General features: G+C 65.1%; 15 protein-coding genes. 6 read left to right on the top strand and 9 right to left on the bottom strand.

The window, feature by feature from the left end:
• From WA965_RS21095 to WA965_RS21065, 7 genes are all read right to left on the bottom strand, one after another.
• On the bottom strand, positions 1 to 462 hold a 462-nt coding region (locus tag WA965_RS21095), incomplete at its 3' end, for a DUF7159 family protein (protein ID WP_526448033.1).
• Positions 463 to 587: 125 nt separating this feature from the next.
• Positions 588 to 2825, bottom strand: a complete 2238-nt coding sequence (locus tag WA965_RS21090; RefSeq protein ID WP_526448034.1) for an NADP-dependent isocitrate dehydrogenase — start codon at positions 2823 to 2825, stop codon at positions 588 to 590.
• 119 nt (positions 2826 to 2944) lie between these two features.
• On the bottom strand, positions 2945 to 3361 hold the full coding sequence (locus WA965_RS21085; RefSeq protein WP_526448032.1) for a DUF4267 domain-containing protein: 417 nt from the start codon (positions 3359 to 3361) through the stop codon (positions 2945 to 2947).
• Positions 3362 to 3432: 71 nt separating this feature from the next.
• A complete protein-coding gene (locus WA965_RS21080; RefSeq protein WP_526301615.1) occupies positions 3433 to 4473 on the bottom strand; it encodes an NAD(P)-dependent alcohol dehydrogenase in 1041 nt (346 codons plus the stop codon).
• Positions 4474 to 4481: 8 nt separating this feature from the next.
• Positions 4482 to 5759 (bottom strand): cytochrome P450, encoded by a 1278-nt coding sequence (locus tag WA965_RS21075; RefSeq protein ID WP_526301601.1) that lies wholly within the window; start codon positions 5757 to 5759, stop codon positions 4482 to 4484.
• 27 nt (positions 5760 to 5786) lie between these two features.
• Complete coding sequence (locus WA965_RS21070; protein ID WP_526301617.1) at positions 5787 to 7175, bottom strand: NAD(P)/FAD-dependent oxidoreductase; 1389 nt, start codon at positions 7173 to 7175, stop codon at positions 5787 to 5789.
• A gap of 11 nt (positions 7176 to 7186) precedes the next feature.
• Entirely contained in the window at positions 7187 to 7402 is a 216-nt protein-coding gene (locus WA965_RS21065; protein ID WP_178357354.1) for a ferredoxin, read from the bottom strand.
• A 271-nt stretch (positions 7403 to 7673) separates the two neighbouring features.
• Between WA965_RS21065 and WA965_RS21060 the strand changes: the two genes are divergently transcribed.
• The 3 genes from WA965_RS21060 (at position 7674) to WA965_RS21050 (ending at position 11498) form a co-directional block, all read left to right on the top strand.
• A complete protein-coding gene (locus tag WA965_RS21060) occupies positions 7674 to 9842 on the top strand; it encodes an FUSC family protein (protein ID WP_526301619.1) in 2169 nt (722 codons plus the stop codon).
• Between the two features lie 142 nt (positions 9843 to 9984).
• Entirely contained in the window at positions 9985 to 10770 is a 786-nt protein-coding gene (locus WA965_RS21055; RefSeq protein ID WP_526301603.1) for an RNA polymerase sigma factor SigF, read from the top strand.
• A gap of 71 nt (positions 10771 to 10841) precedes the next feature.
• Positions 10842 to 11498: a VldE C-terminal domain-containing protein gene (locus tag WA965_RS21050; protein ID WP_526301605.1), complete on the top strand. Its 657-nt coding sequence runs from the start codon at positions 10842 to 10844 to the stop codon at positions 11496 to 11498.
• Between the two features lie 5 nt (positions 11499 to 11503).
• Here the strand turns inward: WA965_RS21050 and WA965_RS21045 are convergent, their stop codons facing one another.
• Positions 11504 to 13591 (bottom strand): alkaline phosphatase family protein, encoded by a 2088-nt coding sequence (locus tag WA965_RS21045; RefSeq protein WP_526301607.1) that lies wholly within the window; start codon positions 13589 to 13591, stop codon positions 11504 to 11506.
• 447 nt (positions 13592 to 14038) lie between these two features.
• Between WA965_RS21045 and WA965_RS21040 the strand changes: the two genes are divergently transcribed.
• Positions 14039 to 15493: a hypothetical protein gene (locus WA965_RS21040; RefSeq protein WP_526301609.1), complete on the top strand. Its 1455-nt coding sequence runs from the start codon at positions 14039 to 14041 to the stop codon at positions 15491 to 15493.
• A gap of 86 nt (positions 15494 to 15579) precedes the next feature.
• Here WA965_RS21040 and WA965_RS21035 read toward each other — a convergent pair whose 3' ends face one another.
• A complete protein-coding gene (locus WA965_RS21035) occupies positions 15580 to 17121 on the bottom strand; it encodes an arylsulfatase (RefSeq protein ID WP_526301621.1) in 1542 nt (513 codons plus the stop codon).
• 519 nt (positions 17122 to 17640) lie between these two features.
• Between WA965_RS21035 and WA965_RS21030 the strand changes: the two genes are divergently transcribed.
• Both WA965_RS21030 and WA965_RS21025 read left to right on the top strand, forming a co-directional pair.
• The gene (locus WA965_RS21030) at positions 17641 to 19218 is read left to right on the top strand and encodes an arylsulfatase (protein ID WP_526301611.1); all 1578 of its coding nucleotides are present in this window, start codon (positions 17641 to 17643) and stop codon (positions 19216 to 19218) included.
• Positions 19219 to 19675: 457 nt separating this feature from the next.
• The coding region (locus tag WA965_RS21025) for a YbfB/YjiJ family MFS transporter (protein ID WP_526448031.1) at positions 19676 to 19917 on the top strand (242 nt) is incomplete at its 3' end.

The raw sequence follows: 19917 nt of genomic DNA, 5'->3' as shown, positions 1-19917 counted from the left end.
CCCCAGCACTGCGGCCGCACCTCCGGCCGCAGCAACCCGCATCGGCACGTGCGAGGCCAGGCGCTGGAACACGTTCCTGCTCTCGTCGGCGTTGAGGGCCGAACGCGCCGCTCCGTAGGCGAGCGTGAGGTGCGGAGCGAGGTGACGTGCCGTCTTGTTCCGGCCTTCGCGGGCGGCCTCCTGCGTCACGGTCTCCACGGTCTCGAACCCGAACAGCCGCAGTTTGGTCCTCAGCCGGACACCGTGCTGGCGTGCGTCGTCGCTCCATGTGAGTCGAACACCCTCGATATCGTGCTCGGTTTGCATGTCAAAGGCCTGAACGCTGCGCGCCGCCGCCCGGGCAATCTCCTGAAGCGAGTCGAGCGCGACCACCTCGTCGGCCAAGATCTTGCCGTTGACGGTGTCGACGAGCACCCAGACCGCGCTCGAGGCGGTGAGGGACATACCAAGTACCAGACGCATAGCTACTCCCAGACGACGACTGCCGGTGTTTGCTCTGTATCGGCAGGTCTCCGTGAGATGTTACGCACGTCACAGAGCGATTTCGGCCCTGTGTCCCAAACATGGGAATAGCTGGCGGGTGGCGCTCAGCCCTGCGAGCTCGTCAGCGCCTCGTTGAGCGTCTTGCTGGGGCGCATCACTGAGGTGGTCTTCTCGCGGTCCGGGTAGTAGTAGCCCCCGGTATCGGCGGGCTTGCCCTGGGCCTCGTTGAGTTCGGTGACGATGGTGTCCTCGTTGTCGGCGAGCGTTTTGGCGAGCGGGGCGAAGTGTTCGGCCAGCTCTTTGTTCTCGGTCTGTTGGGCCAGTTCCTGCGCCCAGTACAGCGCCAAGTAGAACTGGCTGCCCCGGTTGTCGAGCTCGCCGGTCTTCCGCGACGGATTCTTGTTGTTGTCCAACAGCTTTCCGGTCGCAGCGTCCAGCGTCTTGGCCAGCAGGGTGGCCTTCTCGTTGTCGAACTTGTTGCCCAGATCCTCGAGGCTCGCGCCGAGAGCGAGGAACTCCCCGAGCGAGTCCCACCGCAGGTGGTTCTCCTCCTGCAGCTGATGAACATGTTTGGGCGCCGAACCCCCGGCCCCGGTCTCGTAGAGCCCGCCGCCGGCCATCAGCGGCACGATGGACAGCATCTTGGCGCTGGTGCCCAACTCCAGGATCGGGAACAGGTCGGTGAGGTAGTCGCGCAGGATGTTGCCGGTCGCGGCGATGGTGTCCTCGCCCCGCATCACCCGCTCGATCGTGTACCGCATCGCCCACACCTGCGGCATGATCTGAATCGTCAGGCCCTCGGTGTCGTGGTCCTTGAGGTAGGTCTTGACCTTCTTACGCAGCTCGGCCTCGTGCGGCCGCTCGGTGTCGAGCCAGAACACCACCGGCATGCCCGACAGACGCGCCCGGGTGACGGCCAGCTTGACCCAGTCCCGGATCGGGGCGTCCTTGACGACGGGCATCCGCCAGATGTCGCCCTCTTCGACGTTCTGTGACAGCAGCACCTCGTCGCTGTCGACGTCGACGATGTTGGCCACGCCCGCCTCGGGGATCTCGAAGGTCTTGTCGTGGGAGCCGTACTCTTCGGCCTTCTGCGCCATCAGGCCGACGTTGGGCACGGTGCCCCTCGTCGTCGGGTCGAACTGGCCGTGGGTCTTACAGAAGTTGATGATCTCCTGGTAGATCCGGGAGAACGTGGATTCGGGGTTGACGGCCTTGGTGTCCTTGGTGCGTCCGTCGGCGCCGTACATCTTGCCGCCGAGGCGGATCATCGCGGGCATGGAGGCGTCGACGATGACGTCGCTGGGTGAATGAAAATTCGAGATGCCGCGCGCGGAGTCCACCATCGCCAGTTCGGGCCGGTGCTCGTGGCAGGCGTGCAGGTCGCGCACGATCTCTTCGCGCTGCGAGGCCGGCAGCGATTCGATCTTGTCGTACAGATCGGACAGCCCGTTGTTGACGTTGACGCCGAGTTCGTCGAAGAGCTCCTGATGCTTGGCGAACGCGTCCTTGTAGAAGATCTTCACCGCGTGCCCGAACACGATGGGGTGCGACACCTTCATCATCGTCGCCTTGACGTGCAGCGAGAACATCACGCCCGTCTTGTAGGCGTCTTCCATCTCTTCTTCGTAGAACTCGCAGAGCGCCTTCTTGCTCATGAACATGCTGTCGATGACGTCGCCGTCGTCGAGCTTCACCTCGGGCTTGAGCACGAGCGTCTGGCCGCTGTCGGTCTCCAGCACCATCTTCACCGTGCGGGCCTTGTCCAGCGTCATCGACTTCTCGCCGTGGTAGAAGTCGCCGTGCTTCATGGTCGCGACGTGGGTGCGCGACGCCTGGGACCAGGGACTCATGCTGTGCGGGTGCTTGCGGGCGTACTCTTTGACCGCCTTGGGAGCGCGGCGATCTGAATTGCCCTCGCGCAGAACAGGGTTGACGGCGCTGCCCAGGATCTTGGAGTAGCGCTCCTTGACGGCCTTCTCCTCGTCGTTCTTGGGCTCGCCGGGATAGTCCGGCAGGTCGTAGCCCTTGCTCTTGAGCTCCTTGATGGCGGCCAGGAGCTGCGGCACCGACGCGCTGATGTTGGGCAGCTTGATGATGTTGGTGTCCGGCTGCTGCGTCAGCTCCCCCAGCACGGCGAGGTTGTCGGGAACCCGCTGCTCTTCGGTCAGGCGGTCGCTGAACTCGGCCAGGATGCGCGCCGCCACCGAGATGTCGCTGGTCTTCACGTCGATACCGGCGGCATCGGCGAACGTCCGCAGGATGGGCAGGAAACCGTAGGTCGCAAGCAACGGCGCCTCATCGGTCAGCGTGTAGATGATGGTCGGCTGCTCGGCGCTCATGTCTGGTTCTCCCGCGTCAGTTTCGGTCATGTTCGAAGGCGTGTCGCGTCAGTATCGCGCTCCCCGCACCTTCAGGCGCAGCCTACCCAACTACCTCACGCCGTCGAGGGGTCAGTCGGTCACGCCCGTCCCGGTCGATCCTCTCGGCCGTCGGCTGGCCTGCGGACCGGCGGGCGCCGCGTCGCGCCCCACAGGCCGACACCGATCCCGACCACGGCGCCGCCGAGGCCGATGATCTGCTGGGGCCGGGTCAAGCCGTCGTGAACCCGCGATCCGCCGAGCAGGTCTGCGGCGTCGGCGCCACCGGAGGCCAGGAACCAGCCGCGGGTGTCCTTGCCGCGCAGGGCCGCCGCGGTGAGCAAGCCACCGATGAGAGCGTCGCGGTACCCCATCGAATGCAGCAGGAGATGGCCCGACGGTGACGGTTCCCGCGAATCGCCCCAAAGTCTGTTCGCGCGTAACGGATCGACGAGAAACGAGACCCCCGAGGCAAGACGGATACTGCCCGCAACGAGTGCGGCGCGGTCGATCGGCATGAATGCCAGCCTAGATTTCCGCGGGCTGCAGAGGGTCGGAATCGGCTGATGCGCACCTGCTCGACACCACGTCAGTCGTTCGGTGTGATGACGGCCCGCCCCTGGATCCCGCCGTCGTGCAGCAGCTCGTAGGCGTGTGCCGCGTCATCGAGGGTGAAGTGCTCGACCAGCATCCTGATCTTCCCGGCTCGGGCGAGGCTGATCACCTCGATCAGCTCGGGAATGGTGCCCCAGAAGGGCGCTGCGACGGAGCACTCCTGGGCGGGGCTGTGGAAGTTCACCGGGAGTGCGGCGTCGCCGAGGCCGACGATGGTGAGGTGACCCAGCACCCGTGAGACCGCTGCCGCCATGTTGAGTGTCGGATGGACACCCACCAGATCGAGGACCAGTTCGGCGCCTTGCCCTGTGGTGATGTCCTTGATGCGCGTCACGGCGTCGTCGCCGGAGATCAGAGCCTCGTCGGCGCCCATTGTCGTGGCAATCCGCAGCTTGTCCGCCGAAGTGTCGACCGCCACAACGGTTGTCGCCGAGTTGAGGGCTTTGAGCATCTGAATTGCCATCTGCCCCAGACCGCCCGCGCCGATGACGACCGCGGTGGAGCCGGGTCCCAGTAGATGTGCTGAGCGCTTGACCGCGTGATAGCTGGTGAGCCCGGCGTCGGTGAGTGGCGCGGCCTCACGTGGGTCCAGGTCACCGAGGGGGATCAGGTAGCGGGTGGCCGGGACGAGGAGGAATTCGGCCATTCCGCCATCGGTGCCGCCGAGTCCGCCCGGGCTGGGTTTCCCGGGCATCTGGCAGTAGTTCTCCATGCCCTGGCGGCAGTTCATGCACAGCCCGCACCCCCACGGGCCGTAGACGACCACCGGATCGCCGGGCGCGAAGCCCGTCGCTCCGGGGCCCAGCGTCTCCACCCAGCCGGCGTTCTCATGGCCGAGCGTGAACGGCAGCGTCATCGACGTCGAGCCTGCGGGAGCCTCCAGTAGGTGAAGATCCGAGTGGCAGGCGCCGGCGCCGCCCACTTTGACCAGGACCTCCCCCGGACCCGGTTCGGGTACCGGCACGTCGCGCAATTGTCCCGGCCGCTGCCATTCGACGAACTGAAATGCCTTGATGGCGCGCCTCAGTCCGTAATCTGGTCGAACTCGATCTGGAGATGCAGCGGACCGCGGAACACCTGGTTCACCCGGTACGGCGGCGGGTCGACGACCAGGCGCGGGTTCTCGACCCGCCGCAGGAAGGTCTCCAACGCGATGTTGACCTCCAATCGGGCCAGCGGACCGCCCACGCAACTGTGAACTCCGCGGCCCCAGCCCACGTGCTGGTTGTCCGGTCGCCGGATGTCGAACTTGTCTGGTTCGGGGAACCGCTTCGGGTCGCGGTTGGCCGCGCCGTAGAGCAGGTGCACCGCCGACCCGGCCGGGATGACGGTTCCCCCGACCTCGATGTCGGCGGTCACGCTGCGGCTGGGGAAGAACTGCACAGCCGACTGCAACCGCAACACTTCCTCGATCGCTTTGGGGATGAGTTCCGGTTTGTCGTGCAGCAGGTCGATCGACTCGGGATGGCGGAGCAGCATCAGCACGCAGTGCGCGATGGTGTTGACCGTGGAGTCGTGGCCTGCGATCAGCAGCAGCATCGCGTTGGCCGCAGCCTCCTGCGGTGTCATCGGCCCGTCCGGGCCGTCTTTGTCGTTGACCAACTTGGACAGCACATTGTCCTGCGGTTCGGTGAGGAACCCCTGGATCAGGTCGGCCATGTAGGCGGTCAGCGCGGCGGTGCTCTGCTGCCCCTTCTGCTTGCGGGCCTGCCCTTCCTCGGTGGCGGCGTCCGGACCCATGTCGGCACCGGCCATGAAGTCGAAGATCCAGCCGTGGAACGTGGGTTCGTCTTTGAGCGGCACCCCCAGAATCTGGCATATTACGGCGACCGGAACGGGATAAGCGTAATCGTCGACGACGTCAAAGGTGTTGCCGCCCTGCGCTTTTATCCTGTTCAGCGAGTCGTCGCAGAGAGTCTGGATGCCGGCCGCCATGTTGGGGATGACGTCAGGCGAATGTGGTGGTGCGAAGTGCCGCATCACCTGGCGGCGTTGCCTGTCGTGTTTGGCGGGGTCGGAGACGATCAGACTCGCTTCGCGGCCGTAGGCCTGCATGTGTTCGGCCCCGACGTCGGGTGCGGCGGCCCCGGCGGGCTGGGCCGAGATGGGACTGCGCGAGATGTCGGAGCTGACGTGTGGGTCGTGCGCGAGTTGCAGCAGCTCGCGGTAGCCGCTGACGACGTAGACCCTGTCGGACACCTGGACGACCGGGGTCTTGCGGAGTTCGTCGAAGAACCGGTAGGGATCGTGGCGGTTCTCGTAGCGCATCGCCTCGGTCCAGGCGGTTTCTGCGGTGGTCATCGGCGCTCTTTCCTCGGGTGCGACTGGCTAGCGGCTCTTGGCGCGGAACTCGGCGCCTCGGGATGTCGGGTCGTGGCCGGTGAGTACCACGTCGGGGATTCCGGTGGGGGCACGCGGATCGCCGAAACGTGCGGACATCACTTCCGAGTTCGCGGGTACGTCGTAGCCGGGCGGCGGGGGCGGGAACGGCGCCGACTGTTCGATGAGCCTGGCGTAGTACTCCAGCCACTTACCGTGGTTGAAGGTGATCGCGCCGACGATGCGGCCGTTCTTGCCGAAGGCCGCGGCGAAGCGCAGGTCCTCGACGGAGCCCTGGGTGAAGACGATCTCGTCGCCGAAGGAGCAGACGCCGACGCCTTTGATGTTGACGCCGAACTGACCGGACCAGAACTGCGGCAGCGGCAGGTGCGGACGCCTGCCTTTCTCGAGGTGGACCATGTTGTGCGCCGCGGTCTGGGCGCCCAGCACCGCGGCGTCGACGTGCTCGATCGCCATGAACTCGTACTCGTAGAGCACATGCGGCGCGCGGGCGATGTCGCCGGCGACGAAGATGTTGTCGGTGACCACGCCGTTGATGTCGAAGGCCCGGCAGCCGGCATCGCAGGCCACTCCCCAGAACCCCGAGGCCAGTTCAGCGCCTTCGAGCCATTCGATGTTGCGGACCGACCCCAGCGACGCCACCACCACATCGACCTCGAGCGTGGTGCCGTCGGAGAGCTTTGCGCGCCGGACGTGTCCGTCGGCGTCGCCCTCGAGAGCTTCGACGGCGACACCGGTGCGCAGGTCGACCCCGGCGTCGCGCTGCATCTTGGCCGCGATGTCGCCGATGACTCCGCCGAGCGGACCGACGAGGGGCGCACTGGAGCGCTCCGCCACCGTGACGTCGAGTCCGAGGTCGCGGCAGACCGAGGCCATTTCAGAACCGATGAAACCCGCGCCGACGATCAGCACCCGTTTCGGGCGGGCCCTGAATGCTTCCTGGATCTTCGCGGCGTCATCACAGGTGCGCAGCGTGAACAGGCCCTTCAGCTTGGCCTCTTCGGGGTTGAACCACGCGCGCGACCGGACACCGGTCGCGATCAGCAGCCGGTCGTAGGGCACCTTGTCGCCGTTGGCCAGCAACACTTCCCGGTTGTCACGATCCAGTCCGGTGGCTGCCACGCCCAGTCGCCAGTCGGCGTCGACCGCCCGCAGCCGAGGCAGCTTGGTGTTGCCGGCGGGCACCCACCCCTTGAGCACCTGCTTGGACAGCGGCGGCCGGTCGTACGGCTCGTGCACCTCGTCGCCGATGATGGTCAGCGATCCGGCGAAACCCTCATCCCGCAACGCCTCTGCGGCACGCAGACCGGCGAGCGAAGCGCCGACGATCACGATCCGACCTTCGGCCTTGAACGCGCGGACGAGGTCGTCGATCATCGGGTAGGTCGTCACTTCGTCGTCCTGTCCGACGGGGGGTCCATCTCGGCGATGATGGCCTGCACCGGGCAGGACGCCACGGCACGCGCCACCTGCTGCCGCTGCGAGTCGTCGGGGTTGGGGTCGTAGGCGAGGGCCTCCTCGCCGTTGAGTTGGAGCACCTCCGGCGCAAGCGGCACGCACTGGGCGTAACCCAGGCAGCGGTTGAGATCGACGACGATACGCATGCTGATCCGGCTCCTTCTCAACCGACGCTGAGGGCTGGTCAGCGCGAAACCCGATTCGGGAGGAGCCTTACGCTACGGTAAATACGGCCCGATGGCCCGACTATCGACGGACCTTCGCTGGCTTCTGAATTCCGGGTGAACCCGGTGCAAAGCGGCTGATCGGTCACTGAATTCGGGGGAGAGTCCAGCATGGTCGATCGGCTTCGGTCACTGCCGCCGCGCCGCGTCGGAATCGACTCGTGAGGGGACTACGAATCCGGTGACCGGCGTGATGACAGGGCGGCTCGAGAAAGCCGATCCCGGCTTCGTCCGGACCCGGCGCGGTGTGCGAGCGGTGTTCGCCACCGTCTCGGCTTGGGCCACCATGGTCGCGGTGACGGCGTCGCTTGATGTCGACGAGCCGCTGCGCATCACGTTGTTCGCAGCCGGTGCCGCGTTCGAAGGAGCCCTGCTCGCGGCCGACCCGCAACCCAGGGATCGACTGCGCACGATCGGCTGGGCCGCGATCGCCTGTGCCGTCGCGGTTGTCGCCACTGTGCAACTGAGCCTGCTGGAACCCCTGCTTGCCGCGGGACTGCTTGTGCTGCTGATGTTTTTGTCGTTCGCACTTCGATCCTGGAGCGTCCGGGTGGCGAGTCTGGCGCTGATCGGTGCGATCACGGTGTACATCACCGGCGGTGGGCACATCACGACGGATCGGCTCGGGTGGTTCGCCCTCTCCGCCGCCGTCGGCTTCGGGTGGCTCGCACTGTGGGAACACCTGATCCTGCCCGACGATCCGATCGGCTCGCTACAGCTTTCGATTCAGGCGTTCGCGCGACGCAGCGCGGACACGGTCGCCGGTGTCATGGATCTGTCCGACGCCACCCGGGACGGCACATCGTCACCTGGAAAAGTGTTGCGCGCCCGCCTCGAACAGGTGCGGACCTGCCGCAGTGCCATCGAGCGGCAGATACCCGGCGCGGTTGTCCACGGCCTCGGCGAAGTCGACGCGGAGCAGTTGAAGGTGGCGGTGCACTCGGCACACAAGGCGCTCGAAGACATGATCACCCTTGTCGAGCAACCAGATTGGACGCGATCTCTACCCGAGGCGTTCGCCGAGTCGATGATCACCAGCCTGCAAGCACTGGCGGTTGCGCTGCGCGGCGACCTCGACGACGAGTCCAGAGACATCGCCGCCCGGGAGGCGCAGATGCTGCGCGGTCATATCCATGACGCATTGGCGCAGACCGAGAAATCCGGCGCCGTACCCTTCGATTCCGCCACGCTCCTGGCGGCGGCGACACTCCTCGGCGACGGTGAAACAGTCGCCGAATCCGTCACGCAGGCAATGGCATTGGCGTCTATCCTGGCCAAGAACGGTCTTTCTCCGCGGGCGGCGAAATCGGCCGATGCGACACCGGCAGCACCAGATACCCACGCCGACCGAAGCCGCCTGTCCCCCACCATGGCACTTGCGATCCAGGCAGTCGTGGCAGCGGTGGCCGCCGGCGGGGTTGCAGCGCTGGTGGGCAATGAGCAGCGCCTGGTGGTGGCGTGGACGGCCTTCGTCATCATCGCCGGGTCCGCTGGGGTGTCGACACGGCGGGCGATGGTGCGGATACCCGCGACCGTCCTGGGGGCGGTCAGCGGCGTGCTGATCGCTGCGACCGTCCCGGAAACCGTTGGTTGGACAGTCGCCGTGGTTGCTGTGGGCGTCTTCTTCACGATCGTCACCGCGCCGGTCTCTTACCCGGCAATGGTGTTCTGGATGAGCATCGCGTTTGTGCCACTGTTCGCGACCGAAGGCCACTACCTCGAGCTTGTCATCGACAAAGGGATCGCGGCGCTCATCGGCGGGTGCGTGGCCGCGGTCGTGGCGCTCACTGTCGCGCCGGTACGCGCGTCGCGCGAAGTTCGCCCCGCTGTGGTCGAGTACCTCAGCGCACTGGACGCCGCGGTCGCCTCACACCTTCCCGGTGACGACCACAGCACTGCGCGGGCAGAATCGCGACTTGATTCCACCTATACCGCTCTGACCGCGGAGGCCGCCGCTGCTGCGAGCGAGCTCACCGTCTTCTCTCAGTCCGAGAATGTCGCCAACGACGTGGCCGACCGCGTGAGTGCAGTGCACGACGCCTACCTGCGACTGTCGCCGCTGCTGTCTGCCCCGTCGCGGTTGCTGCACGGCTGGTCAGACGAACAGGTTCTCATGGGCCTTCGGCGACTCCGCGCAGCCATCGAGCGCACGCAGTCGACCGCACGCGGGGAAGCGGTGGGCACCCTGGAGTCACCCGAGCGAAACGGTCCGGCCGCGAGGGCGGCGGCAAGCCTGGGGTTGTCTGACTCGGTTCGTCGGGTGGAGAACCTGCACGCCCGATTGGCCGACCTCGCATCGGTACTCGACTCACCTGGGCCTTCGCCCGCGACGTCCTCCGGCGGGCGCTCCCGCATCAGCTGAAATCTTTGGATTGCAACCACTTCGGGCGCGGGTGTTCGCCACCGACGTTTCGGATCGCCTCGCGCGGGGTAAACAGCCATGTTGGTTCAGTTCCGAGCCGAGGTCATCAGCACAGCGGACTACGGATAAAAGAGGTGGACCTATGTCCAAACCAGCATCAGATTACTCGGATGTGACGGAGATGATCCGTCATCTCCGGTCCTTGAATGAAGAATCCGCAGCATACCGGCGTCAGCGTGACGCCGTCATCGAGCGTTGCCTGCCACTCGCCGACCACATCGCCCGGCGTTACGGCGGCCGGGGTGAGCCGTTTGATGACCTCGTCCAGGCTGCGCGGGTGGGACTGGTCAACGCCGTCAACCGCTTCGACACCGACAACGGCGCCGATTTCCTGTCCTTCGCGGTGCCCACGATGATGGGCGAGGTACGCCGCCACTTCCGCGATCACGGCTGGGCCGTCAAGGTGCCGCGCCGCGTCAAAGAGCTTCAACCGCAACTGATCAGGGCCCGCGCCGAGCTGTCGCAGACTCTCAGCCGAGCGCCGAACGCGACGGAGATCGCCGAGCACCTCGGCGTCGACCGGCAACTCGTCGTCGAGGCCACCATCGGCGGCGGCAACTACTCCACTGTCTCCACCGACCGATTCGTCGGCACCGGCGACGACGACCGGCCGTTCGGCGACACCCACGGCGACATTGATCGCAACCTCGACAAAGTGCTCGACGTCGAAACGGTGCGTCCACTGATCGCTGCACTTCCGGAGCGGCAGCGAACGGTGCTGACCCTGCGGTTCTTCGAGAACATGACACAGACGCAGATCGCCCAGAGCGTCGGTTGCTCGCAGATGCATGTGTCGCGTCTGCTGTCCAAAGCACTCGAGACGCTGCGTAGCCATGCCAGCGAACCGGAGTACGCAGTCACCGCTTAGGTCGCGGATCCCGTGACATTCACATAGCGAAGATTGCCCCATGCGTCGCACGCGCCACTAAGGTGCAGTCCGTGGGCAGAAACGTGTTAGCCAACGGCCGCGGCCGCTGGTTGGCGGTCGTGGTTTCGCTCGTGGTCTCAGGCGCGATGCTGCACGCCCAGGGGGCCGAGCCGGCGGTCGTGGCCGACAAGCCCGCAGAAGCGCCCGTGAGTCAGGATCCGGTGCCTGCCGGAACTCCGAATGCGGCCACGCCCTCGCAGGCCGAACTGCTGGCGGCCAGCGCGCCCGTCGATGCCCGGGTGTTCGACCTGGCGCTGCCCGAGGGTGTCGCACCGGAGTCGGGTCTGCAGGTCAGGACAATCTGGGCGGCGCGGGCGATCAGCATGATGTTTCCGGAGATCACCACGATCGGCGGCTACCGGCAGGACGCGTTGAGATGGCACCCCAACGGTTTGGCCATCGACGTGATGATCCCGAACTACGGCACCGAAGAAGGCATCGAGCTGGGCAACCAGATCGCCGGTTTGGCGCTGGCCAACGCCCGGCGCTGGGGCGTACTCCACGTGATCTGGCGCCAGGGCTACTACCCCGGTATCGGCGCGCCGAGTTGGACTGCCGACTACGGCTCGGAGACCCTCAACCACTTCGACCACGTGCACATCGCCACCAACGGTGGCGGATACCCGACCGGCAGCGAAAAGTACTACATCGGGTCGATGCAGCCTTAGCGGTCTCAGACCGCGATGTCGCCGTCGCCGCAGACCATCGCAGCACCCGCACCGCGCGAGTCTCCGCAGGCCAGCAGAGCATCCAGCGTCGTCGCTTCTTCGGGTGTGGTCGGGAACGACGGAGCAGCCGGGGGCCACAACGGGAAGATGCTGGCGCCGGTCACCCCGGTCAGTCCGGCGACGATCTGGGCCGCGAAGTTCGTCGCCACGTACGCGAGATCGCCGATGAACTGGACCGGCAGAATGGCCAGCCGCGCGAGGAAGCTGATCAGGAAGATGTCCTGATCCGCGATCCCCTGCAATGCCGAGGTGAGCTGATTGGTGATGCCGAAGACGAAGTACGGCACCGACGTGACGATCGTGCGCAGCCCCAACGCGAGTTGGGTGCCGATATCGGGATAGCCGTACATGCCGATCGCGTCTTGAAGCGCGACGCGCAGCGCTTCGTCGTCGTTGATCGGGAAGACGGTGCTGTCACCGAGTTCGGTCAGGGACACACCGTCGGCATCAACAGGAGGCGGGCCGCCGAACAGATCCAGCACGGTCGGGGTGACGTCGACGATCTGGTACTGCAGGTTGATTCCGCTCTCGGCGAAGATCAGCGGGTTGTTGGCGATGACAAAAGTCGATGTCTCATCTGGTGACTGGAATCCGTGGCCGAGACCCTGCTGGGGCTGGTGACCGTGGTCGGTGACCATGATGATGGTCCATTGCTCCCCGGTCAGCGTTTCCCATGCGTTCACCGCGTCCAGGATCTCCCCGAGATTCCTGTCGAAGTTGTTCAGCGCCGCCGCGTACTCCGGCGATGCGCCGCCGTACATGTGCCCGTTCTCGTCGACGCCGACGAAGTAGCTGAAGACGAAGTTCGGGACGGCGGCACTGGCCGCAGCGATCGCGGCCTCCGTCGCGTCACCGACCGCGTCGTCGGTGAGCAACCAGTTGGTGTCCCCCTCGATCTGGTAGATGTTCCGGACGAGGTCGGCGGGATCGGCGCCTGCGGCCGCGATCGCCGAAATGACGTCCCAGTTGGCGATGGCTGTGGTCTGGATCGCCGAATTGGCGGCCTCCAGCTGGTTGAACACCGTGGGCCAGTTGTCGTAGGTCCACGGCGTGAAGACGTTGTTGATCACGCCCGTCGTCTCGCCCCATGCACCGGTGAGGATGGACGACCACGACGGGTTGGAGATGGTGGTGTGCCCGACGATGCTGGCGGCCGCGGTGGTTCCGCCCTGCATCAACTCGAAGAAGTTGGCATTGGCGGGGTCATCCAGCACCCTGCTGAGGTTCGTTCCGTCCACACCGATCACCAGCACGTTCGGAGACGGATCAACAATCAGTGCGGCAGCTTGCGGAACGGCAGTCGCGTTGCGGCGCAGGGTGTTCCGCTCCAGTTCATCCCGTACTGCGGCCAGTGCGGCCAGCATCACCGGCGCCTGGATCGGAGGTGTTTCCGGAGCCGGATCCGCCAGCGGCGGCAGCACCGCAGACTCGGCCACGGGTACCACGCTCACTATTGTGGGGCGCTTCGCGGACACCGGAGGCGTCGGTGCCGAGGCAACAGGGATGGGGGTCGCATCAACGGTGGCCACCTCGATGCTGGTCGCCTCGGTGGTCGTCAGCGCGGTGGTCGTGGCTGCGGCGAAGTCCGCGGTATCGACGGTCGCCGGGGCATCCGCGTCACTGGAGTCGTCAGCGAGACCTGCGTCCAGCGTGACCGCGGACCGCTTCGATGTCCGCCGGTCGCTTCCGCGGTCCGCCTCGTCCCCTGCCGCCGACCGGCTCTCCTCGTCCCCGTCCCCGTCCTCGCTCTCGGTGTCGGCCGTGGTGCGGTCGTCGGAATCGCCGTCGTCTCCGCCGTCTGCGGCGGCATCCCGCGGTTTCGACGAATCCCGTTTCTCAGTGCGGTCTTTCGCTGCTGAATCGCGGCTCGGCGAGGTCCCCGAGGGTGAGGCGCTCGAAGTCGATGAGTCGCTGGTCGACGATGTGCTCGACGGCTCGGCGGACGCGACGCCCGGTGCGGACGCCAGGGCCACTCCCACCCCCAGGGTCACTGCTAGCGCTCCGACGCGACCGATGTGCCTGGCGTACCCCATGGATGTTCCTCTCGATGCCACGCGCGCAGCGATGCGGCGTGGTGGAAATGACGGTGGGAATGACTACATGTCTCCAGAGGCGGTGAGCGGGTTTCTGTCGCTGAACCGTGCAGAAGAACCGGATACAACGGAGACACGAGATCGTCGTGTGACCGTCGTTGGCCGCATGGCTGTCTCACTTCGTGGTGAACTGGCTGAACCGTAAATTACGCCCTCCGCGCGCTCTGTCTGCCACGAATCGCCGAGTTCCTCGATTGCCGTCGCCGAGGTCGCCGCGCCGCGGCCACCACGGGCGCCACAAAGTTAGCCGCAGTAGGTAGCTCTTGTGGGGTAGGTAAGGCTCAACTAACCTGCGCTTGGCCCGTAGTGGCCACCCGTCCCCACTGTGACTACAGGAGAACCATGCAGTTAGCTCTAAGCGGCGGTGCAGACCGCAGTTTTTGGTCTGTGCCCACACCTTCCGCCCCTCGTGACAAAAAATTGCTGATTGCTGGTGTCGCGCTCGCCGGCGCTTCCGTCATCGCGATCAATCCTGTCGCCCCGGCCGTGCCGGCGCTGCAGGACCGCGCGGTCGAACTGTCGGCGTGGGTCGATCCGTTCGCCACATGGGGAGAAACGATCACCGGCACGGTCGGGAACCTGGGCACGCAGAGCAATGCCATCGTGACCGAGGGCCTGCCCGCTGCGTGGGAGGTCATCACCACCGGTTCGCTCTACTCCGAGATCGCCCAAGCGGTGTTCAACCCGGCTCCCGGCCTCGAGCAGTTCTTCAACAATCTGCCGACCTACCTGGAGACCCTCAACGCCGGGTTCGCCGAGTCGAACGCCGGTCTGACCGAGCACTTCGCCGAACTCCCGGTCGCGCTGGAAGAAGCGTGGGACTTCGTCCTGCAAGGCCAGTTCACGCAGGCGTTCGCCAACGTCGTCAGCTGGGGACTCTTCGGTCTGGGCGAAGCAGGCTGGCCGCTGTACCCCTCGTTCGAGATTCCCGGGCAGATCGCGCGGGACTTCGGCGCACCGACCATCGGCGCGGTCCTCGACGCGCTGTTCGTCGGCGACACCACCACCACCGGTTACGCCTACTCGCTGCTCGGCCCGCCGATCACCGCGATCTACCAGCTCACCGACATTCTCAATGTCGTCTCGGGCTCGCTGTACGAGGGTGACTGGGTGACCGCCGTCAGCGAAGTCATCAACGCGCCGGCCAAGGTCCTCAACGCGTTCTTCAACGGCTACCAGGCCAGCATCTCCCCCGAGTGGGAAACGTTCCCGGGCATCTTCACCGAAGGTGGCCCGATCGACGCGTTCTTCGTCCAGCTCCCCAAGACGATCGCCGCGGCCATCGCAGCGCTGTCCGAGGAGTCGGAGGGCGACGGCGCCGAGACGGCCGATGCCTTGCTGGCGAAGGTGTCGTCGACCGATCTCGCCTCGGACGCAGATCTGGTGGCGCTCAACGTCAGTGCCGAAACCGCTGAGGACACCGCAACTGCGGTCGACGGGGAGGCCGAGTCGACCGAACCGTCCCCCGCCGGTGAGGACGTGACCCCGGTGGCCGACGACGTCGCCACCGAGGACGAGACCGTAACGGAGGAAGAGACGGCCACCGACGAGGAGACCGTGACCGACGAGGACACCGTCGCCGAAGAAGAAGCCGACGACACCGAGACCGCTGACGAGACGGTTGCCGACGAGGACACCGACTCGGCGGCAGACGACGCGGATTCATCGGACGGCGAAGCTGATTCGGACAGTGACACCGCCAAGGACTCCGACGCTGAGGAGCCGAAGCGTGGATCCGACAGCAGCAAGTCGGACAGCGGCAAGTCCGACAGTGACAAGTCCGACAGTGACAAGTCCGACAGTGGCAAGTCGGACAGCAGCAGTTCGGGCAGCGACGACTGATTCGCAGTTGCTCTTGAGGACGGCCCCCTCGGCGACGAGGGGGCCGTCCGTCATCCGGGCGAGTAGAAACAGCCGCCGACTCGGCTCTAGTCCTTCGCCAGGAACGAGTGGAGCTTCTCGACCGCCTGATCGACGCTGAAACTGGCGGGAGCGTGCCGCGGTTGGAAGTCCTTGAACGTTTCCAAGAACTTCGTCGCCATCGCGGTGGCGTAGAAAACGAAATAGTCGTGCCGCAATAGCCACTCGTAGTAGGTGTTCGAGGTGATATCGGCGTACTCATAGGGATCGGTGCGCAGGTTGAACAGCTTGGGCACCCGAAGTGGTGTGAACGGCTCCGCCCAGATGCGCAGCGTGCCCTGGCAGCGCTGCTCCATGAACACGATCTTCCAGTTCTCGAATCGCATCGCGACCAGGTCACCGTCGTCGGAGAAATAGAAGAAGCCGCGCCGGGGACTCTCCTCAACCTCGCCTGTCAGATAAGGCAGCAGGTTGTAGCCGTCGATATGCACCTTGTAATCGGCATCGCCGACGGTGTGCCCCGTGCGCAGTTTGTCGCTGATATCAGGTTCACCCGCCGCCGCGAGGAGGGTCGGCAGCCAGTCGTGGTGCTGGATAATCTCGTTGGAAACCGCACCCGCCTCGATCTTGCCCGGCCACCGAACGAGTTCCGGAACCCGGAACGCCCCTTCCCAGTTCGTGTCCTTCTCGCTGCGGAACGGTGTGGTGCCGGCGTCCGGCCACGTGTTGCGGTGCGGTCCGTTGTCCGTGGAGTAGATGACGATGGTGTCGTCCGCGATGCCGAGTTCGTCGAGGACATCGAGGACGGTACCGACGTTGCGGTCGTGGTCGATCATCGCGTCGTGGTACTCGGACTGCCACAGTCCGGCCTGCCCCCGACTCTCCGGCTTGAGGTGGGTGTACAGGTGCATGTGCGTGAAGTTGCACCAGACGAAGAACGGGTTGGCGGCGTCATGCTGGCGTTTGATGTAGTCAACGGTCGCGTCGGCGATGTCGTCGTCGATGGTCTCCATCCGCTTGGTGGTCAGCGGGCCGGTGTCCTCGATGATCTGCTTGCCGACCGGGCCGTACTTCGGATCATCGGGCTCGGTTGATACCTCGTCGATGGCCTTGCACTTCATCACGCCACGGGGTTTTGCGAGGTTGTAGAGCCTCGGGTAGCGGTCCTCGTGGGGATAGTCGTAGCTCTCCGGCTCTTCCTCGGCGTTGAGGTGGTAGAGGTTGCCGTAGAACTCGTCGAAGCCATGCACCGTCGGGAGGTATTTGTTCAAATCTCCGAAGTGGTTCTTGCCGAACTGGCCCGTCGCGTATCCGAGTGGCTTGAGCAACTCGGCAATGGTGGGATCCTCAGCGGCCCAGCCGATGTCGGCGCCGGGTATGCCGACCTTGCTCATTCCGGTCCGGTACACGCTTTGCCCACTGATGAAGGCCGCCCTGCCGGCGGTGCAGCTTTGCTCACCGTACGAATCGGTGAACCGCATACCCTCCTTGGCGATCCGATCGATGTTCGGCGTCCGGTATCCCATCACGCCGTCGCTGTAACAGCTCAGATTCGAGATGCCGATGTCGTCTCCCCAGATGACAACGATGTTCGGCTTTCCGTTGGGCATCGCGCCCTCACTTTCGGTCATGGCACTGCGTATGTGCTTCACACAGTAGGACTGTGATCTTGTTCGGATACCGGGTTTCTCATCGAGAATTCGGCAGAGGGCACGCGGTTTCAAGATCGCGTCCGCGTAGCAGGATCCGCATCCGATCCTCACCTCGCCAGGGCGCGAGGCATCACCCGAAACGGATGAGGTGACGGCACCGAATTGGATAATTCCTTGCGCTGCAACGCTATCGATGAGTGTCGACGGTGTCGACCAGGAGCCATAGACCGTGGGGACTTCGTGCCGCGGTGCTGCGGTAGCGCTGTGGAGATCGGGAACCACACACGAACACGTGATGCCGAAGACCGATCAGTGGCAGGGTGGACGTCGTGAGCCTGTCGGCGCGCGTCGTCCAATTGTCGGCAGCACACATGTGCGGCGGTGGGTCCACCTGCGAGGTCATCCTCGCTGCCGCGTTCTGGATCGGCGGGGACGGTCTGCACAGGATGAGACAACTGCACATCACCGGGAGGAAACATGGCGCAAGAGGCAACCACGAACAAGCCGAACATCGTTCTCATCGTCTCCGACGATTTCGGTTACGGCGACGCCGGCGTATACGGGGGTGGTGAAAACCGCGGGATGCCCACCCCCAGTCTCGACCAGATGGCCGATGAGGGCATGCAATTCATGTCGTTCTACGCGCAGCCGAGTTGCACCCCGGGGCGCGCGGCGATGCTCACCGGGCGCATCCCGAATCGCAGCGGCATGACGACTGTGGCCTTCCAGGGCCAGGGTGGCGGGCTGCCGGCGGCAGAGTGGACTCTGGCATCCGTGCTCAAGACCGCTGACTACAAGACGTTCTTCACCGGCAAGTGGCATCTCGGCGAGTCTGAGTACGCGCTGCCCAACGCGCACGGCTTCGACGAGATGCGGCACTGCGGGTTGTATCACCTCAACGCATACACCTATGCCGACCCGGAATGGTTCCCGGACATGGATCCGGATCTGCGGGCGATGTTCGAGCGCGTCACGCAGGGCGCGCTGTCGGGCGAAGCAGGCGAGAAGCCGACAGAGGACTTCAAGGTCAACGGTCAGTACGTCGATACGCCGGAGGAAGGGCTCGTCGGCATTCCGTTCTACGACGAGTACGTCGAGAGGGACGCACTCGAATTCCTCGACGAGAACGCGACATCCGAAACTCCCTTCTTCATGCATGTCAACTTCATGAAGGTGCATCAGCCGAACATGCCGCACCCCGATTTCGAGGGCACATCGCTGTCGAAGTCGAAGTACGCCGATTCGATCGTGGAGAACGACACCCGGATCGGCCGCATCATGGACAAGATCCGCTCGCTGGGACTCGACAAGAACACCTATGTGTTCTGGACGACGGACAACGGCGCCTGGCAGGACGTCTACCCCGACGCAGGCTATACACCGTTCCGCGGCACCAAGGGCACCGTCCGCGAGGGCGGCAACCGGGTTCCCTCCATTGCCTGGGGTCCGGGGATCAAAGCCGGATCGCGTAACTCCGATATCGTCGGCGGCCTCGACTACATGGCGACCTTCGCCGCGTTGGCCGGCGCAGAATTGCCGGAGAACGACCGTGAGGGCGAGCCGATCATCTTCGACAGCTACGACATGTCACCGGTGTTGTTGGGAACGGGTAAGTCCGAGCGTAAGTCCTGGTTCTATTTCAGTGAGAATGAATTGACGCCCGGGGCCGTGCGCGTGGGCCACTACAAGGCTGTCTTCAATCTGCGCGGTGACGACGGGGCGACCACCGGAGGGCTCGCAGTTGACACCAACCTCGGGTGGAAAGGCGCGCAAGCCTACGTCGCGACGGTCCCCCAGATCTTCGATCTCTGGCAGGACCCGCAGGAACGCTACGACATCTTCATGAACAACTACACCGAACACACCTGGACTCTCGTGACCATCAATGAGGCGATCAAGGAGCTGATGCAGACCTATCTGAAGTACCCGCCGCGGAAGCTTCAGAGCGAAGGCTATTCGGGCCCGATCACCGTCACGCAGTACCAGAGATTCCAGTTCCTCAGGGAGCAGCTCGCGACGGACGGTGTGAATATCGCGCTGCCCACCGGCAATTGAGCGCGATCTTCAGGAGACAGTCCAGACGACTGACTCGCGCACCACGCCTCAGTTGACGTGCTTGTCGAACCACTCAATCGGTAGTTCAGGGTGCGTCTACTCGGGCGGAAAGCTCATCTCGAACCCGCCGGGTCGCTGTATTCAGGCAGCTGGCCGGGATACAGCAGCAATTCCGGCGGCGACGACCAACTCGACGTTGCTCTCGAGGACGGTCCCCTCGACGACGAGGGGACCGTTCGTCGTTCGGGTGATACGGATGATTGGCGAACCAGGGGAAGACGGAATCACCTCGGACAGTCATCTCGACAGCCAGATTCTCGACCACCCCGATCTGCAGTTGGTCATGTCCAGCATCAGCCCCCGTTCTAGCTGGCTCCGCTATAACCTGTCCGGCGAAGAACGAGGGTAATGCCCGGTCTCCAGTTCCATTCGCCGCAGCACCGATGAGGAAGAAGTCATGGCGCTCTCCGCGGGAGGCCGGATCGGTCTAGCCGGAGCGGCGGTGGTCGGGGTCGCCTTCGGAATGGCCCGCTATGCCTACGGTCTGACGCTGCCCGGCATCCGCCAGGAGCTAGGGCTGTCCGAGATGGTGCTCGGCCTCATCGCGAGCGCCACATTCGCCGGTTACCTGGCCGGTCTGCTGCTCGCGGGCCCGCTCGCTGCCCGCTGGGGCTCGCGCGCTCCGACGACCGTGGGCGG

Origin of the sequence: Mycobacterium sp. (assembly GCF_049683935.1) — a bacterium.
In the GTDB taxonomy this organism is placed as follows: Bacteria; Actinomycetota; Actinomycetes; order Mycobacteriales; family Mycobacteriaceae; genus Mycobacterium.
Note: the sequence above shows the minus strand (reverse complement) of the source record. Positions and strands in the feature narration are given on the sequence as shown.

What these genes read in the sequence shown, in the direction of transcription:
- WA965_RS21060 (WP_526301619.1), top strand. Translation starts at nt 7,674, where the DNA reads ATGACAGGGCGGCTCGAGAAAGCCGATCCCGGCTTCGTCCGGACCCGG.
- WA965_RS21055 (WP_526301603.1), top strand. Translation starts at nt 9,985, where the DNA reads ATGTCCAAACCAGCATCAGATTACTCGGATGTGACGGAGATGATCCGT.
- WA965_RS21045 (WP_526301607.1), bottom strand. Translation starts at nt 13,591, where the DNA reads ATGGGGTACGCCAGGCACATCGGTCGCGTCGGAGCGCTAGCAGTGACC.
- WA965_RS21075 (WP_526301601.1), bottom strand. Translation starts at nt 5,759, where the DNA reads ATGACCACCGCAGAAACCGCCTGGACCGAGGCGATGCGCTACGAGAAC.
- WA965_RS21085 (WP_526448032.1), bottom strand. Translation starts at nt 3,361, where the DNA reads ATGCCGATCGACCGCGCCGCACTCGTTGCGGGCAGTATCCGTCTTGCC.
- WA965_RS21065 (WP_178357354.1), bottom strand. Translation starts at nt 7,402, where the DNA reads ATGCGTATCGTCGTCGATCTCAACCGCTGCCTGGGTTACGCCCAGTGC.
- WA965_RS21035 (WP_526301621.1), bottom strand. Translation starts at nt 17,121, where the DNA reads ATGCCCAACGGAAAGCCGAACATCGTTGTCATCTGGGGAGACGACATC.
- WA965_RS21070 (WP_526301617.1), bottom strand. Translation starts at nt 7,175, where the DNA reads ATGATCGACGACCTCGTCCGCGCGTTCAAGGCCGAAGGTCGGATCGTG.
- WA965_RS21030 (WP_526301611.1), top strand. Translation starts at nt 17,641, where the DNA reads ATGGCGCAAGAGGCAACCACGAACAAGCCGAACATCGTTCTCATCGTC.
- WA965_RS21090 (WP_526448034.1), bottom strand. Translation starts at nt 2,825, where the DNA reads ATGAGCGCCGAGCAGCCGACCATCATCTACACGCTGACCGATGAGGCG.